Below are 14,322 nucleotides of genomic sequence, written 5' to 3'. Positions count from 1 at the left end.
GGCTGTCCATCAATCGCCTTGATCTTCAGGGCGTTCGCGTCGATGGCCGGCAACGAATTTTTCGGCTTTGTCCGATGTCAGCCGGTCGCGGGCTTTTTCGGCTTTGGAACGGCCGTGCAGAGAGCGATTCTCGCCGGCGAGCTTTTCCTTTTCGGCGCGTGCCTTCTGCTTGCGGACCTGGCGAAGGTTGACGATTTCGCCCATGTCGCGCTGTCCGCTACTTCTTGCGGAAGGCGTCGAGCGACACGACGTCGGCGCCCTTGCCGGCGGCCGCCTCTGCCACAGCGGGCTTCTTCTCGGCTTCGGTCGCAGCCGCCTTCTTCTCGGCCTTTGGTTTTTTCTCGGAGACGATGGCCAAGGGCTCTGGGGCCGGCTGGGCCGGCGCTTCGTCTTCCGAGGGAATGTCGGTCTTGACGTCGAATTCGAGTTCGAAATTGACCGACGGATCGTAGAAGCCGCGCACGGCCGAGAACGGGATTTCGAGTTTCTCCGGAACGTCGGAGAAGGACAGGCCGACCTCGAAGCCGGTGTCGGTCACCTTGAGGTCCCAATACTGGAACTGGATGACGATGGTCATCTGTTCGGGATAGCGCTCGCGCAGCCTGGACGACACGCGCACGCCCGGCGCGCCGGTCAAAAAAGTGATGAAGAAATGATGATTGCCGGGAAGGCCGGTGCGCGCGACTTCGGCCAGCACCTTGCGCATGACGCCGCGCAATGCCTCCTGGGCCAGAATGTCGTAGCGGATGTGGTCGTCGGCCATGTTCTGGTCGGGTTCCGTTGAATCGTCCGCATAGCTGTAATCAAGCTTGAGGGCGGCGTAAACCGGATATAGATCGCTGGTGCGCCGAAGCGAGGCCCATCAATGACGATTTGATCGCTGGATTTGATTCGTTCAGGCGCTGGCCAACTGCTTTTCCACCGCTGCCGCTGATCGGCGCTTGCCGAAGGCGCGAAGGAAGGTGCGTACGCCGTGAGTGGCGGATTGCAGCACTTCATCTTCCGACGGCATGCCGCCAAGCATGAAGGTGGTCTGCAGTTCGGCGTTGGCCAGCGCCAGGAACTGGCGCGCGGCGACGTCGGGGTCGTCGACCGCGAGGTGGCCGGCATGGGCGAGGCGGGCGAAACGGGCGGCAAGTGCGGGCCAGGTCCGCCCCGGACCCTGGTCGCGCCATTCGGCGAACAGTTCGGGATAGCGCTCGCCTTCGGTCTGGATCAGCTTGCGTAGGAAGCGTCCGTCGCGATTGCAGATGCAATTCTGGTTCATGCGCACGGCGAAGCCGATCAAATCGACTTCGAGATCCTTGGGCTGGTCGGGGAAGCTGGCGAAGGTGACGAAGATGCCGGCATTGCAGCGCTCGGTCAGGTCGCGCACCACGGCCATGAAAAGCTTTTCCTTGTCGCGGTGGTGATTGTAAATGGTCTGGCGCGAGACACCGGCCTCCGCCGCGATCAGGTCGATATTGGCGCCGGCAAAGCCTTCGCGGCAAAAGACCGAGGCCGCCGCATCGATGATCGACATACGCTTGGCCTCGTGGCCGCGTGGCGGGAAAATGTCAGGAGAAACGGCAGGCTTCATAAAAATATATATAGAGGTGATTGACGAATTAGACAAGACTGTCTAAATTTGTGGACATAGGAAAACGGAAATCTACCCCAAGGGGACGAATGAATTCGCCCCGGGATGTCGGATTTCCACGGGATGGAACGTCCTGGGGTTAGACGTCGCTTGCCGGCGGCAACCAGATTCGAAAGAAGCCTTTATCATGAGTCCCAAATTCCTCCGCATCGCGGTCGTGCTCGGCTTGTTGTCCGCCATCGGCCCTTTCGCCATCGACATGTATCTGCCCGCGCTGCCTTCGATCGGCGAGGATTTGCATGCCGGCACCGCCGCCGTGCAGATGAGCCTGCTGATTTTCTTCCTGTCGATGGGCTTTGGCCAGATCGTCGTCGGGCCGATCTCCGACATGGTTGGCCGCAAGCTGCCGCTCTATGGCGGCTTGGCGCTGTTCATGGTCGGCGGCATCGGTTCGGCAATGGCGCCGACCATCGAATGGCTGATCGCCTTTCGCTTCCTGCAAGGCCTCGGCGCCAGCGCCGGCATGGCGGTGCCGCGCGCCATCGTGCGCGACCTGCACACCGGCACTGAAGCCGCCAAGCTGATGTCCTTGCTGATGCTGGTGTTTTCGGTGTCGCCGATCCTGGCGCCGCTGACCGGCAGCCAGATCATCGAGAACTTTGGTTGGCGCGCCGTGTTCTGGACGGTGACGGGCGCGGCCCTGCTGGCGACCATTCTTTTGGCGACCTCGCTCAAGGAGACGCGGCCGGCGGAAGAACGCGTCGGGTCGTCCTTCGGAACCGCACTTGCCGGCTATCGCTTCCTGATGGGTGACCGCAATTTCCTCGGCCTGGTGGCGATCGCCGGCTTCGGCATTGCCAGCTTCTTCGTTTACCTATCGAGCTCGTCCTTCATCCTGATCGACCATTACGGGCTGTCGCCTTCGGTCTACAGCGTGTTCTTCTCGATCAATGCGGTGGCTTTCATCGGTATGTCGCAGCTGACCGGGATGCTGTCGGAACGGTTTGGGCTGAAGCGCGTCGTCTGGGTTGCGGTGACCGGTTACGCCACGACCATGGTGGTGTTGTTCGCTGTCATGGCGACCGGCGTTGACCGGCTCGATGTGATGGCGGCGCTGCTGTTCGTCGGCTACGGCTTCCTCGGCCTCGTCATCCCGACCACGTCGGTGCTGGCCATGGAAGAGCATGGCGAGATCGCCGGCACGGCCTCGGCGCTGATGGGCACGCTGCACTTTGCCATCGGCGCGCTGGCCATGGGGGTCGCCGGCATCTTCTTCGACGGCACGCCGCTGCCGATGGTGGCCGGCATTACGCTGTGCGCCGTGATCTCCTTCACGCTGGCCAAGCTGACGCTCGGCCGCACGCGCGAAGCGGTGGAAGCACCGGCGGAGTAAACAGACGACACTCAATGAAAAGGCCGGATCAGCCCGGCCTTTTTCATGTCTGGGATAATCCGGCCTCAGTCAGCGCGAACTCGGGCCGTGTTTCGACCGGCGCCCGCGGCAGGTCGAGCTACTCATATCCCAATTCGTCGTAGACGCCGACCAGCGAATGGTAGGTACGTTAGGCGGCTGCGCTTGGGCGCATGTCTAGGGAGGGAGAAGTGGAGGTTTCTGTTGCCAGGTACCTCCGAACCCCGCCTAGAAGTGCGAACCTCTAGGGCTTGATTTGAAGCGTTCGCACTGCATTAAGCAGCGAGACGAGCTTCCGCATAGTTGTCGTTGGCAACTATAAGTTTAGCCCGATGACGGTGGTACAATGCCGGGCAAAAGTACGATCTTTACACCTTCGTCGATCCTATTTCGCCCCCAGCAAAAACCGCTTCGTCGTCAAAGCGGCTTTTGGTGGAGGCGCCGGGTACCGCCCCCGGGTCCGAACGGCTTATTTCATCGCCCATTTATCGCCATAGTCGGTCAAGCCGACAAAACGAATATAGGGGGTCGTCGCACGAAATGAAAGGCCGCAATAGCGCTTCTTCCCAGAGCCAAACTGTGACGCCGAGGGTTGACTTGGACACGGTCTCAACCGAAGCTTTGCGCCGGTGAGGAGTATCGACCTAGCGCACAGGTTGCGTAGCGCGCCACAGCCCTCATCGACCGGATCCGTGGCGCCGACGAGGGGAAGTCTGATGGCCGACTATCTTGCGGATGTGAAGAAATACGACGCCGGCGCCAGCGCCGATGCGGTCGAAAAGATCGTCAAGCATCTGGGCATTGCGCTCAGGAACCGCGATTCCTCGCTGGTATCCTGCACCGACCCCAAGGAACTCGAGCGCGTGAAGACCAACTGGGTCGCCAAGAAGCTCGGCGTCGCCGACGGCACCAAGGCGGATGCGTCCATCGAAAAGACCTGCAAGGCGATGGCTGCCGACAACACCAAGAGCCGCGTGACCTTTTACTATCTCGTCGCCAGGGATCTGGGCAAGCTGGGTTCTTTGTAGAGATTATCTCTGACAGGCAGAGCGCGTTTGATTTGCTCCTCACTGGACGTCAGCGCCGCCCCTCATTGCCCTGCCGGGCATTTCTCCCCGTATAGTGACGGGGAGAAAGGGCTGACCGCAGTCTTGGCACTCTTTCGTGAACGCTTGTGATTGGCGAAACCATCGGCGACAGCGCCCCTCTCCCCGTCACTATACGGGGAGAGGATGCCGGCAGGCAGGTGAGGGGCAGCGCCACCCGTTGAAAGAGTGATGGGAGCAAGCCGCGTTCTGGTCCCTTTTGATATGTTCGCCCGCCCGCCAGTCGGCTATCATTGCTAAACCCCGAATCGAGGCGAAGCCGATGCGCCAATATCTCGACCTTTTGCAGCATGTCCTGGACAATGGCGCCGATCGCGGCGACCGCACCGGCACCGGCACGCGTGGGGTGTTCGGCTACCAGATGCGCTTCGACCTAGCGCGCGGCTTTCCCGTCACCACGACCAAGAAGCTGCATTTGAAGTCGATCATCCATGAACTCCTGTGGTTCCTGGCCGGCGACACCAACATCAAATACCTCAAGGACCACGGCGTTTCGATCTGGGACGAGTGGGCCGACGAGAATGGCGATCTCGGCCCGGTCTATGGCAAACAATGGCGCTCCTGGCCGGATGGCCATGGCGGATCGATCGACCAGATTGCCAATCTTCTCAAGGAGATACGCAAGAATCCGAATTCGCGCCGGCTGATCGTTTCAGCGTGGAATCCGGCCGAGGTCGAGGCCATGGCCTTGCCGCCTTGCCATTGCCTGTTCCAGTTCTACGTGTCGGAAGGCAAGCTCTCCTGCCAGCTCTACCAGCGCTCGGCCGACATTTTTCTCGGCGTGCCCTTCAACATCGCCTCCTATGCGCTGCTGACCCTGATGGTGGCGCAGGTCACCGGGCTGAAACCTGGCGATTTCGTCCACACGCTGGGCGACGCGCATCTCTATTCCAACCATTTCGAGCAGGCGCGCGAGCAATTGCGGCGCACGCCCAAGGCGCTGCCGACGCTGTGGATCAACCCGGAGGTGAAGGACCTGTTCGCCTTCCGCTTCGAGGATTTCCGGCTGGAGAACTATTTTGCTGACGCCACGATCAAGGCGCCGATCGCGGTCTGATCCGCCGTTCCTTCAGTCGATACCGACCATGACATCCGTGCCTTGATCACGGCATAGGCCTGCTTGCCCTTTTCGAGCTTGAGATCGGCGACGGCCTCGTTGGTGATCGAAGCGGTGACGACCGAGCCGCCGACGTCGATGCGGACATGCCTAGACGATCTCGGTGACCGTTCACTTGAGGATGTTGCGTGCGCTGATTTTCATGGGACTTCCTTTGCCAGGTTCTGTTCCCGTCATAACAATCGATGCCGAATAGACGCTTTCGACGGCTGGCGGCCTTCCCTTGTTATATTCATCCGGATATATCGATCGGCAGGCGCCGAGCTGGACGGATTTCAAACCCAGGGAGAGTTTCGATGACGCGCAAAGGTTTCGGATTGAGGGGAATCGCCGTTGGCGGTTTTGCCGCGGCGCTGATGGCCGCGGTACCGGCCGCGCATGCGGAAGGCAAGGTGATCGTGTTTGCCGCGGCCAGCCTCAAGGACGGGCTCGATGCGGTGAACAAGGTCTGCGAAGCCGATGTCGGCGAGGCCGCGACTGTCTCCTACGCCGCGAGCTCCGCACTGGCCAAGCAGATTGAGGGCGGGGCGCCGGCCGATGTCTTCATCTCGGCCGATCTCGACTGGATGAAATATCTTTCCGACAAGAAACTGACCAAGCCGGACACCGAGGTGAAGCTGCTCGGCAACCAGATCGTGCTGGTGGCGCCGAAGGATTCGATGGTTGAAACCAAGATCGAGAAGGGCTTTGACCTCGCCAAACTGGTCGGCGACGGCAAGCTCGCCATGGGCGACTTCAAGGCGGTGCCGGCCGGCAAATACGGCAAGGCGGCACTTGAATCGCTTGGCGTCTGGTCGTCGGTGGAAGGCAAGGTGGCGCAGGCCGAGAATGTGCGCGCCGCATTGAAGCTGGTTTCGATGGGTGAAGCACCGCTCGGCATCGTCTATGCGACCGATGCGCATGCCGACAAGGGCGTCAAGGTGGTCGGCACCTTCCCGGAGGATTCGCATCCGCCGATCATCTATCCGGTTGCCCAGATCGCTGATTCAAAGGACAAGGATACGCCGGCCTTCCTGAAGTGCCTGCAGTCCGCCAAGGCGGCGGAGCTGTTTAGGGATCAAGGTTTCACCGTGCTCACGCCGAGCAATTAAGGTAGCGCCTGACGCATGAACTGGCTGCTGGACCTCACTCCCGACGAATGGAATGCGGTCCGGCTGTCGATCAAGGTGGCGGCGGTGGCGATGCTATTCAGCCTGCCACCGGGCATCGCGATTGCGCTCTTGCTTGCCCGCGGAAAATTCTGGGGCAAGACGCTGCTCAACGGCGTGGTGCATCTGCCGCTGATCCTGCCGCCAGTGGTGACCGGCTATCTCTTGCTGCTCACCTTCGGTCGTCGCGGGCCGGCCGGTGCATTCCTGGCTGAGCATTTCGGCATCGTCTTCTCGTTTCGCTGGACGGGCGCGGCTCTCGCCTGCGGCATCATGGGCTTCCCCCTGATGGTGCGGGCGATCCGGCTGTCGATCGAGGCCGTCGACCGCAAGATGGAAGCCGCCGCAGGCACGCTCGGCGCGAATCCGCTATTTGTGTTCGCCACGATCACGCTGCCGCTGATCCTGCCCGGGCTGATCGCCGGCTCGATCCTGTCCTTCGCCAAGGCGATGGGCGAGTTCGGCGCCACCATCACCTTCGTCTCCAACATTCCCAACGAGACGCAGACGCTGCCTTCGGCGATCTACACTTTTACGCAAGTGCCGGGCGGCGATGACGGGGCGCTGCGGCTGACGCTGATCTCCATCGTCATTTCGATGGCGGCCCTGGTCGCCTCGGAAGTGCTGGCGCGGCGCGTTGGCCGGCGGATGGACATCGAATGAGCGTCCTTGTCGACATCAGCCATCGTCTCGGCGAGTTCGCCATCGACGCGCGCTTCGAAAGTGCCGGGCGGCTGACGGCGCTGTTCGGGCCCTCGGGCTCCGGCAAGACGACGCTGATCAACATGATCGCCGGGCTGATCCGGCCGGGTAAGGGTCGCATCGCCGTCGATGGCCGGGTGCTCGTCGACACCAGCGCCGGCATTTTCGTGCCGAAGCACAAGCGCCGCATCGGCATGGTGTTCCAGGATGCGCGGCTGTTCCCGCATATGAGCGTGGTCGGCAATTTGCGCTATGGCCGCTGGTTTACGCCGGCGGCGGAGCGCTATGCCAATATGGACGCTGTGGTCGACCTGCTTGGCATCGGCCACCTGCTTGATCGGCGGCCGGCAAAGCTTTCCGGCGGCGAGAAGCAGCGGGTAGCGATCGGCCGGGCGCTGCTGGCCAGCCCGAAGCTGCTGTTGATGGACGAGCCGCTGGCCTCGCTCGACGATGCGCGCAAGGCTGAAATCCTGCCCTATATCGAGCGGCTGCGCGACGAGACCAAGCTGCCGATCGTCTATGTCAGCCACTCCGTCGCCGAGGTGGCGCGGCTGGCGAGCGACGTGGTGGTGATGGCGCAAGGCAAGGTCGCTGCCTCAGGCCCGACCGGCGCGATCATGCAACGGCTCGATTTGTTGCCGGCGGAAGAGCGCGGCGAGGGCGGCGCGGTGCTGGACACCAAAGTGCTGCGCCACGACGAGGCGTTCGGCATGAGCGTGCTCGGTTCGGCGGCGGGCGAAATCCGCGTGCCACGGCTGGCTATATCGGTCGGTGCGCCGGTGCGCATTCGCATCCGCGCCCGCGACGTGATGGTCGCCACAGAACAGCCGACGGGCCTCAGCGCGCTCAACATCCTGCCGGGCATCATCGTCGCGGTAAGTCCAGGTGAGGGGCCAACGGTCGAGGTTGGCATCGACTGCAACGGCGCAACCGTGCTTGCCCGCATCACCGAGCAGTCGCGACACGCGCTGAGCCTCCAGTTGGGGAGCAAGGTGTTCGCGGTGGTCAAGACGGTGAGCTTCGACAGGGCCAATACCGGCGCCGGGCTGCCGGCCGAAGCGGATGGCTGATAGCCGCTATATCGTTTTGGAATAGCGCTGTGGGTCGAGAGAGGCTAATGTGACCGTGGAGGACACGACATGCCGTCGCTGAGCTTGCGGATAAATCTCGATCCGGACGGGCGCATCGGTCCGGGCAAGATCGAGCTTTTGGAGCAGATCGCCACCTTCGGCTCGATCTCGGCCGCGGCGCGCGGCATGGAGATGTCCTACAAGCACGCCTGGGATCTGGTCGAGGACATGAACCGCGTGTTCGGCAAGCCGCTGGTCGCAGCGCAGACCGGCGGCCGCAAGGGCGGCGGCGCGCAGCTGACCTCGGTCGGCCTGGCGGTGGTCAGCCGCTTCCGAGCCATCGAGCGGGCGGCGGCCGCAGCGGCGGCCACGCATATGGCGGCGTTGCAGGCGGAGATTGATGCTGGATAGGGCAGTAGGGCAGTAGGGCAGTAGGGCAGTAGGGCAGTAGGCTTAATCGTCTTCTCCTGCCTTGCGCAGCAGATAGGTGTCCATGATCCAGCCCTTCTTCCGGCGGGCTTGTTCACGGATTTTCTCAATCTCCTCGCCGACATCACCTAGGCGGCCGGAGAGAGTGATTTCGTCGGGTGTGCCGAGATAGGCGCCCCAATGGATGATCAGATCCTTGTCGGCCAGCGTGTTGAAGGCGCATTTGCCGTCGAGCATGACCACCGCACTGCCGGCATTTTGCGGCATGCCTTGCTCGGTCAGGCGGCGGCCGGTGGTGATCAGCACGGGGTCGCCGATACGGTTCAGCGCCATCTTGTGGCTGGCGGCGAGCGCCTGGACGGCAGTGATTCCGGGAATGACCTCCAACTCGAACCCGACATTGCCTCTGAGCCGCACCCGCTCGAGGATACGCAGCGCGCTGTCGTAGAGAGAAGGGTCGCCCCAGATCAGGAAAGCGCCGCAGCCGTTCTCGGCAAGCTCGTCGCGGATCAGGCCTTCGTAGATTTCGGCGATTGCCTCGTGCCAGTCGTCGACGGTCGAGCGGTAGGACGGCGCCGGCTCGGCGCGCACCGGCACGTCGAATTCGACGCGGCGTGATTTCGGGTTTTTGACGAAACGGTCGCAGATATGCCGGCGCAGTTCGGCAAGATCGTTCTTTTTCGCGCCCTTGTCGGGAATAAACAGGACGTCCGCCCGGTTCAGGCCATCAATCGCCTGCACGGTCATATGATCGGGATTGCCGGCGCCGATGCCGATGACAAGAAGCTTGCGCATGACGCGAACTCCTGCCCGATCGAAACCTGTTAGTCCAGACCGCCGATTGGCGTGTCCAGACACTGTGACGTCCTGCTGGGAGACGGAAGGGCGTTTGAAACGCCACATTGAAACGGTAGAGCCGGATGACTTCAGGTCTGTCCGACCTGAAGTCTGAATCCGCCTCTAATTTAATGGATAGAGCATGATGTCGTCCGAAAACCGCTTCACACTTTTCGGCATCATGCTCTAGGGTCTCGGGCATTCCTGGCGAGGGGCTTCGATGTTGCGATATGTTCTGACTGTAGCGCTGGCGCTTTCAGCCACGCCCGCACTGGCCAATGATTCGACCGCCGAACTCGGCACCGGTGGCCTGATCCTGTCGCGCAGCGATGCGGTGGCGATGCAAAGCGAGAATCTCACCATCTCGCCGGAAAAGGTGACGGTCGACTATGTTTTCCACAACAACACCGACAAGGATGTAAATGCCATCGTCGCCTTCCCGTTGCCCGACATCGAAGGTGATCCGGAGGAAATGCCGGCCATCCCGGAAAACCAGAGCGACAATTTCCTCGGCTTCGAGGTGACGATCGATGGCGCGCCGGTAAAGCCGCAGCTCGAGCAGAAAGTGTTCGCTGTCGGCATCGATATCGGCGCCGATCTGAAGGCGCAGAACGTGCCGTTCAATCCATTCGGCGATGCGGCCAAGGCGGCCCTGGCGAAGCTGCCGAAAGCGGTCGCCGAGGATTGGGAGAACCGCGGCATCATCATCGAGGATACGGGCAGCGACGGTACTGAGGCGAACAAGGTCTATACACCGTGGTGGCAGTTGCGCTCGACCTATTGGTGGCGCTCGACATTTCCGGCCAACAAGGATGTCCATGTCTCGCACCGCTACAAGCCCAGCGTCGGCGGGACGTCATCGGTCAGTTTCTTCTATGACGGCAAGTTCCAGGGTAGCCAGTATGCTGCCTACAAGACCCGCTACTGCATGGACAACAATTTCGAGAATGCGCTGAGCAAGGCGGCCAAGGACGATCCGGACGGTTATCCCAAATTTTACGAGAAACGCATCGCCTATATCCTGACCACCGGTGGAAACTGGGCGAACGGCAGCATCGGCAAGTTCAAGTTGACCGTCGACAAGGGCAATCCGAAAGCGCTGATCTCGTTCTGCGGCGACAATGTAAAAAAGGTCGGGCCGACGACCTTCGAGACGACGGCGCAGGATTTCTATCCCGAGCGCGACATCGACATATTGCTTTTGGAGCCGTCGGATGACGGCGCCGGGGAAGCCAACTGATGGACGTCGCGATCTATGTCGCCATCGCCGAGAACGGCGTGATCGGGCGCGACGGCGGCCTTCCGTGGCGGCTGTCCACCGATCTCAAGCGGTTCAAGGCCGACACTATGGGCAAGCCCGTCATCATGGGCCGTAAGACCTATGAGGGCATCGGCCGGCCGCTGCCGGGCAGATTGAACATTGTGGTGACCCGCGACAAGGCCTGGCGCGCCGAGGGCGTTGAAACTGCAAATTCGCTGGAAGCCGCAATCCAGCTGGCCACGGTGCGTGGGCGTTGCATGAGCGGTGTCGACGAAATCTGTGTCATCGGCGGCGGCGAGATCTATGCGCAGGCGCTGCCGCTTGCCGACCGCCTGCATGTCACTCATGTGCTGGCCAAGGTCGACGGTGATGCGCATTTCCCTGACATCGATCCGGGCAGCTGGCGAATTGTGCGTTCGGAGGATTTTCCGGCGGGTGAAAAGGACAGCCACGCGACGCGCTACACGGTTTACGAGCGCAGCCGACCAATGACACAGGTGTCCTTATGACGGATAACAAGCATCAGCCGCTCGGTGCCTTCATGGATTTACTGAGCGCGGAGATACGCTCGCGTATGGGAAATGAACCCGCGCGTGAAGCTGCGCACCAGCGGATCTTCGGCAACACCGCGCTTGAGGCGCCGCGGGCAAGCGGTGAGCGACCCCAGCGCCAGCCGGCTTGTCGCCACCTTCCGGCATGCTTTGCCGAGCTTGAAACGATCGGCGGCAATCTCGGCAAGCTCGCCGCCGCGCTGCGCGAGATCGAGCCGCATCTCAGCTGGAACAATCAAAGCGAGCGTCGCAAGTCGGCGGTGCTGGCCGAGAATTACGCCGATTCCTTCATTGTCGGCCCGGGCGGTTTCGTCCCGAGCGGTCAAATCGAGATCGGAGTGTCGGTCATGGCGCCGCACACGACATATCCAGATCATCGGCATCCGCCGGAAGAGCTTTACCTGGTCCTGTCGCAGGGTGAGTGGCGGCAAAAAGCCGAGGCGTGGCATGAACCCGGGGTCGGCGGGGTCGTCTACAATCCACCTGACATCGTTCATGCCATGCGCGCGGATGCCAAGCCGCTTTTTGCCATTTGGTGCCTGCCCCTCGACAATACGCCGCATTGATAGAGCAACTTATTGGAATTTGCTGCTTGCAGCGGCCCAAATCGGACGGTGCAGTGTCGGATCGCGTTGAAAGCGCATCGCGGCGTCCCTATAGAAGAACAACTGGATTTTGCGCCGCAAGGCCGGCGCTGAGGGAATTCCAAGCGAAAGGACTTTCATGCCCTGGAACGACAAGAGCGGTGGCGGCGGCGGCCCATGGGGCGGCGGCGGCGGCAATCAGGGACCCTGGGGGCAGGGACCAAAGGGGCCTGGCGGCCCGCAAGGGTCACCTCCCGATCTCGAGGACATCATCCGCCGCGGCCAGGACCGGCTGCGGCGCGCGCTGCCCGGTGGCGGCGGCGCCAGCCCGGCCGTCTTTGCGCTGATCGCGGCGGCGCTGATCGTGCTGTGGGCGTTCAAGGCGGTCTATACCGTGCAGCCGGACGAGGTTGCGGTCGAGTTGCGCTTCGGCAAGCCGAAGCCGGAATTGTCGCAGCCGGGTCTGCATTTCCATTGGTGGCCCGTTGAAACCGTCGAGACGGCCAACATCGCCGAGCAGCTCGTCGATATCGGTGGTGGGGGCGCGACGAGCGGCAACACTTCCGGGCTGATGCTGACCGGCGACCAGAATATCGTCAACGTCCAGTTCTCGGTGGCCTACCAGGTCTCCGATCCAAGGGCCTATCTGTTCGACGTCTCCGATCCCGAAGGCATGCTGCAGCAGGTCGCTGAAAGCGCCATGCGTGAAGCAGTCGGCCGGCGACCCGCCCAGGACATTTTCCGCGACGATCGCCAAGGCATCGCCGCATCGGTGCGCGAAATCATCCAGACGACGCTGGACGGCTACAAGGCCGGCCTGAACGTCAACGCGGTTTCGATCGAGGACGCGGCGCCGCCGCGTGAAGTGGCGGACGCGTTCGACGAAGTGCAGCGCGCCGAACAGGACGAGGACAAGTTCGTCGAGCAAGCCAACCAGTATTCCAACCAGAAGCTCGGCCAGGCGCGCGGCGAGGCGGCACAGGTCCGCGAAGATGCGGCGGCCTACAAGAACCGTGTCGTGCAGGAGGCCGAAGGCGAGGCGCAGCGCTTCATCTCGGTCTATGACGAATATGCCAAGGCCCCCGATGTGACGCGCAAGCGCCTTTATCTGGAAACGATGGAGAAGGTCCTGAAAGACTCCAGCAAGGTCATCGTCGAACAGGGCAATGGGCAAGGGGTCGTCCCCTATTTGCCGCTGCCGGCACTGCAGCCGAAGGCGCCGGCGCCCCTTGGCGCCACGACCGGAGGAACCCAGTGATGGCCAATCGTCTTCCCATCCTCGCCGTCATCGCGGCCGTGCTTCTATTCCTGATCTACTCCTCGGTCTTCGTGGTCAACGCGCGCCAGCAGGCGCTCGTGCTGCGGTTCGGTGAGATCGTCGATGTCAAGAATGAGCCCGGCATCTATTTCAAGGCGCCTTTCGCCTTCTTCGATGCCGACAGCGTGCAATTGATCGAAAACAGGGTGCTGCGCTTCGATCTCGACAATATCCGCGTCCAGGTTTCGGGCGGCAAGTTCTACGAGGTTGACGCTTTCATCGCTTACCGCATCTCGGATCCGCGCGTGTTCCGCTCCGCCGTGTCCGGTCAGATCGCACTGGCCGAAGCCCGACTGAGGACGCGTCTCGACGCAGCGTTGCGCCGTGTCTACGGTCTGCGCGACTTCGAAGCGGCGCTCTCGGAAGAGCGGGCCGTGATGATGCGCGAAGTGCGCGATCAGCTTCGGCCGGACGCGACGTCGCTCGGCCTGCAGATCGAGGATGTGCGCATCCGCCGGACCGACCTGACGGCTGAGGTTTCGCAGCAGACCTTCGACCGCATGAAGGCCGAACGTCTGGCGGAGGCCGAAAGGCTGAGAGCGCGCGGCAAAGAGGCCGCGCAGCGCATCACGGCACGCGCCGACCGCGAGGTGGTGGAAATCGTCGCCGAAGCGCGCAAGGAATCGGAAATCCTGCGCGGTGAGGGCGAGGCCCAGCGCAGCGCGACCTTCGCCGATGCCTACAAACGCGATCCGGCCTTCTTCGACTTCTACCGGTCGATGAATGCCTACGGCACGGCGCTGGACAACTCCGGAACGACGATGGTGCTGTCGCCGAACTCGGAGTTCTTCCGCTTCTTCCGCAATCCGGATGGCACGGACGCGAAGCCTGCGGCCCCGGCGGCACCTGCCGCGCCGGCAGCGCAACCTGCACCCGCCCAGTAGGGCGGTGCAGGATTTTCTTGCGGCCATAGGCCTGGTCCTCGTCGTCGAGGGCCTGGTCTATGGCGGTTTCCCCGGCCTTGCCAAACGCCTTGCCGGCGAAGTGCTGTCGATGCCTGAAAATGCGCTGCGCATCGTCGGGCTGGCGGCCATCGCCATCGGTGTCGGCATTGTCTGGCTGGTGCGTGGCTGAGGAACGCTGATATCAGGTGTAACGGAGGATTTATCCTCCCGATGTGGCCATAGCCGCAAACGTGCCGTATTTCTTGCCAACATGACGCGACGCGGCGTTTTGCCGAAGCGCTTTTTCTTTTCAGCAATTCCGGGA

At 62.2% G+C, this 14,322-nt stretch carries 18 protein-coding genes and 1 other RNA gene; 13 read left to right on the top strand and 6 right to left on the bottom strand.

Going from position 1 to position 14,322, the window contains the following annotated elements:
- Positions 1-9: 9 nt before the first annotated feature.
- The 3 genes from AC1D1N_RS08695 to AC1D1N_RS08685 form a co-directional block, all read right to left on the bottom strand.
- Positions 10-204 carry a DUF4169 family protein gene (locus AC1D1N_RS08695; protein ID WP_477347911.1) on the bottom strand — a complete coding sequence of 65 codons (195 nt, stop codon included), beginning with the start codon at positions 202-204 and terminating at the stop codon, positions 10-12.
- Positions 205-217: 13 nt separating this feature from the next.
- Complete coding sequence (locus AC1D1N_RS08690) at positions 218-763, bottom strand: SspB family protein (RefSeq protein ID WP_477347909.1); 546 nt, start codon at positions 761-763, stop codon at positions 218-220.
- Positions 764-895: 132 nt separating this feature from the next.
- A complete protein-coding gene (locus tag AC1D1N_RS08685) occupies positions 896-1,579 on the bottom strand; it encodes a TetR/AcrR family transcriptional regulator (RefSeq protein ID WP_477347907.1) in 684 nt (227 codons plus the stop codon).
- 187 nt (positions 1,580-1,766) lie between these two features.
- On the opposite strand from AC1D1N_RS08685, the gene AC1D1N_RS08680 reads away from it, so the two are divergent.
- Positions 1,767-2,972, top strand: coding sequence for a multidrug effflux MFS transporter (locus tag AC1D1N_RS08680; protein WP_477347905.1), 1,206 nt, complete (start codon positions 1,767-1,769; stop codon positions 2,970-2,972).
- A 208-nt stretch (positions 2,973-3,180) separates the two neighbouring features.
- Here AC1D1N_RS08680 and ssrA read toward each other — a convergent pair.
- Positions 3,181-3,540: a transfer-messenger RNA gene (gene ssrA / locus AC1D1N_RS08675) on the bottom strand.
- 166 nt (positions 3,541-3,706) lie between these two features.
- On the opposite strand from ssrA, the gene AC1D1N_RS08670 reads away from it, so the two are divergent.
- Positions 3,707-4,018, top strand: coding sequence for a DUF2853 family protein (locus AC1D1N_RS08670; protein WP_477347903.1), 312 nt, complete (start codon positions 3,707-3,709; stop codon positions 4,016-4,018).
- Positions 4,019-4,358: 340 nt separating this feature from the next.
- The gene (locus AC1D1N_RS08665; protein ID WP_477347902.1) at positions 4,359-5,153 is read left to right on the top strand and encodes a thymidylate synthase; all 795 of its coding nucleotides are present in this window, start codon (positions 4,359-4,361) and stop codon (positions 5,151-5,153) included.
- Here the strand turns inward: AC1D1N_RS08665 and AC1D1N_RS08660 are convergent.
- Entirely contained in the window at positions 5,111-5,260 is a 150-nt protein-coding gene (locus AC1D1N_RS08660; RefSeq protein WP_436262020.1) for a hypothetical protein, read from the bottom strand. The genes AC1D1N_RS08665 and AC1D1N_RS08660 overlap by 43 nt on opposite strands.
- 249 nt (positions 5,261-5,509) lie before the next feature.
- Between AC1D1N_RS08660 and modA the strand changes: the two genes are divergently transcribed.
- The 4 genes from modA to AC1D1N_RS08640 all read left to right on the top strand — a co-directional run bounded on the left by modA (position 5,510) and on the right by AC1D1N_RS08640 (position 8,544).
- Entirely contained in the window at positions 5,510-6,304 is a 795-nt protein-coding gene (modA, locus tag AC1D1N_RS08655) for a molybdate ABC transporter substrate-binding protein (protein WP_477347900.1), read from the top strand.
- Between the two features lie 15 nt (positions 6,305-6,319).
- The gene (gene modB / locus AC1D1N_RS08650) at positions 6,320-7,024 is read left to right on the top strand and encodes a molybdate ABC transporter permease subunit (protein ID WP_477347899.1); all 705 of its coding nucleotides are present in this window, start codon (positions 6,320-6,322) and stop codon (positions 7,022-7,024) included.
- Positions 7,021-8,133 carry a molybdenum ABC transporter ATP-binding protein gene (gene modC / locus AC1D1N_RS08645; protein WP_477347897.1) on the top strand — a complete coding sequence of 371 codons (1,113 nt, stop codon included), beginning with the start codon at positions 7,021-7,023 and terminating at the stop codon, positions 8,131-8,133. The genes modB and modC overlap by 4 nt, the downstream gene beginning before the upstream one ends.
- Before the next feature lie 69 nt (positions 8,134-8,202).
- Positions 8,203-8,544, top strand: coding sequence for a winged helix-turn-helix domain-containing protein (locus AC1D1N_RS08640; protein WP_203278662.1), 342 nt, complete (start codon positions 8,203-8,205; stop codon positions 8,542-8,544).
- 42 nt (positions 8,545-8,586) lie between these two features.
- Here AC1D1N_RS08640 and cobF read toward each other — a convergent pair whose 3' ends face one another.
- Positions 8,587-9,357, bottom strand: a complete 771-nt coding sequence (gene cobF, locus AC1D1N_RS08635; protein WP_352583986.1) for a precorrin-6A synthase (deacetylating) — start codon at positions 9,355-9,357, stop codon at positions 8,587-8,589.
- 262 nt (positions 9,358-9,619) lie between these two features.
- Between cobF and AC1D1N_RS08630 the strand changes: the two genes are divergently transcribed.
- The 6 genes from AC1D1N_RS08630 (at position 9,620) to AC1D1N_RS08605 (ending at position 14,187) form a co-directional block, all read left to right on the top strand.
- The gene (locus AC1D1N_RS08630; protein ID WP_477347894.1) at positions 9,620-10,639 is read left to right on the top strand and encodes a DUF4424 domain-containing protein; all 1,020 of its coding nucleotides are present in this window, start codon (positions 9,620-9,622) and stop codon (positions 10,637-10,639) included.
- Positions 10,639-11,169 (top strand): dihydrofolate reductase, encoded by a 531-nt coding sequence (locus AC1D1N_RS08625; protein ID WP_477347892.1) that lies wholly within the window; start codon positions 10,639-10,641, stop codon positions 11,167-11,169. Before AC1D1N_RS08630 ends, AC1D1N_RS08625 begins: the two co-directional genes overlap by 1 nt.
- Entirely contained in the window at positions 11,166-11,777 is a 612-nt protein-coding gene (locus AC1D1N_RS08620; RefSeq protein ID WP_477347890.1) for a dimethylsulfonioproprionate lyase family protein, read from the top strand. The genes AC1D1N_RS08625 and AC1D1N_RS08620 overlap by 4 nt, the downstream gene beginning before the upstream one ends.
- 157 nt (positions 11,778-11,934) lie before the next feature.
- Positions 11,935-13,053 (top strand): FtsH protease activity modulator HflK, encoded by a 1,119-nt coding sequence (gene hflK / locus AC1D1N_RS08615; protein ID WP_142865338.1) that lies wholly within the window; start codon positions 11,935-11,937, stop codon positions 13,051-13,053.
- Positions 13,053-13,997 carry a protease modulator HflC gene (hflC, locus tag AC1D1N_RS08610; RefSeq protein ID WP_436260575.1) on the top strand — a complete coding sequence of 315 codons (945 nt, stop codon included), beginning with the start codon at positions 13,053-13,055 and terminating at the stop codon, positions 13,995-13,997. Before hflK ends, hflC begins: the two co-directional genes overlap by 1 nt.
- Positions 13,998-14,001: 4 nt before the next feature.
- Complete coding sequence (locus AC1D1N_RS08605) at positions 14,002-14,187, top strand: DUF2065 domain-containing protein (protein WP_112560446.1); 186 nt, start codon at positions 14,002-14,004, stop codon at positions 14,185-14,187.
- Positions 14,188-14,322: the final 135 nt, after the last annotated feature.

The sequence above is a fragment of the Mesorhizobium sp. P2_B5 genome, from assembly GCF_056404775.1.
The sequence above is the reverse complement of the archived record's forward strand: the minus strand, read 5'-3'. Positions and strand labels throughout refer to the sequence as shown.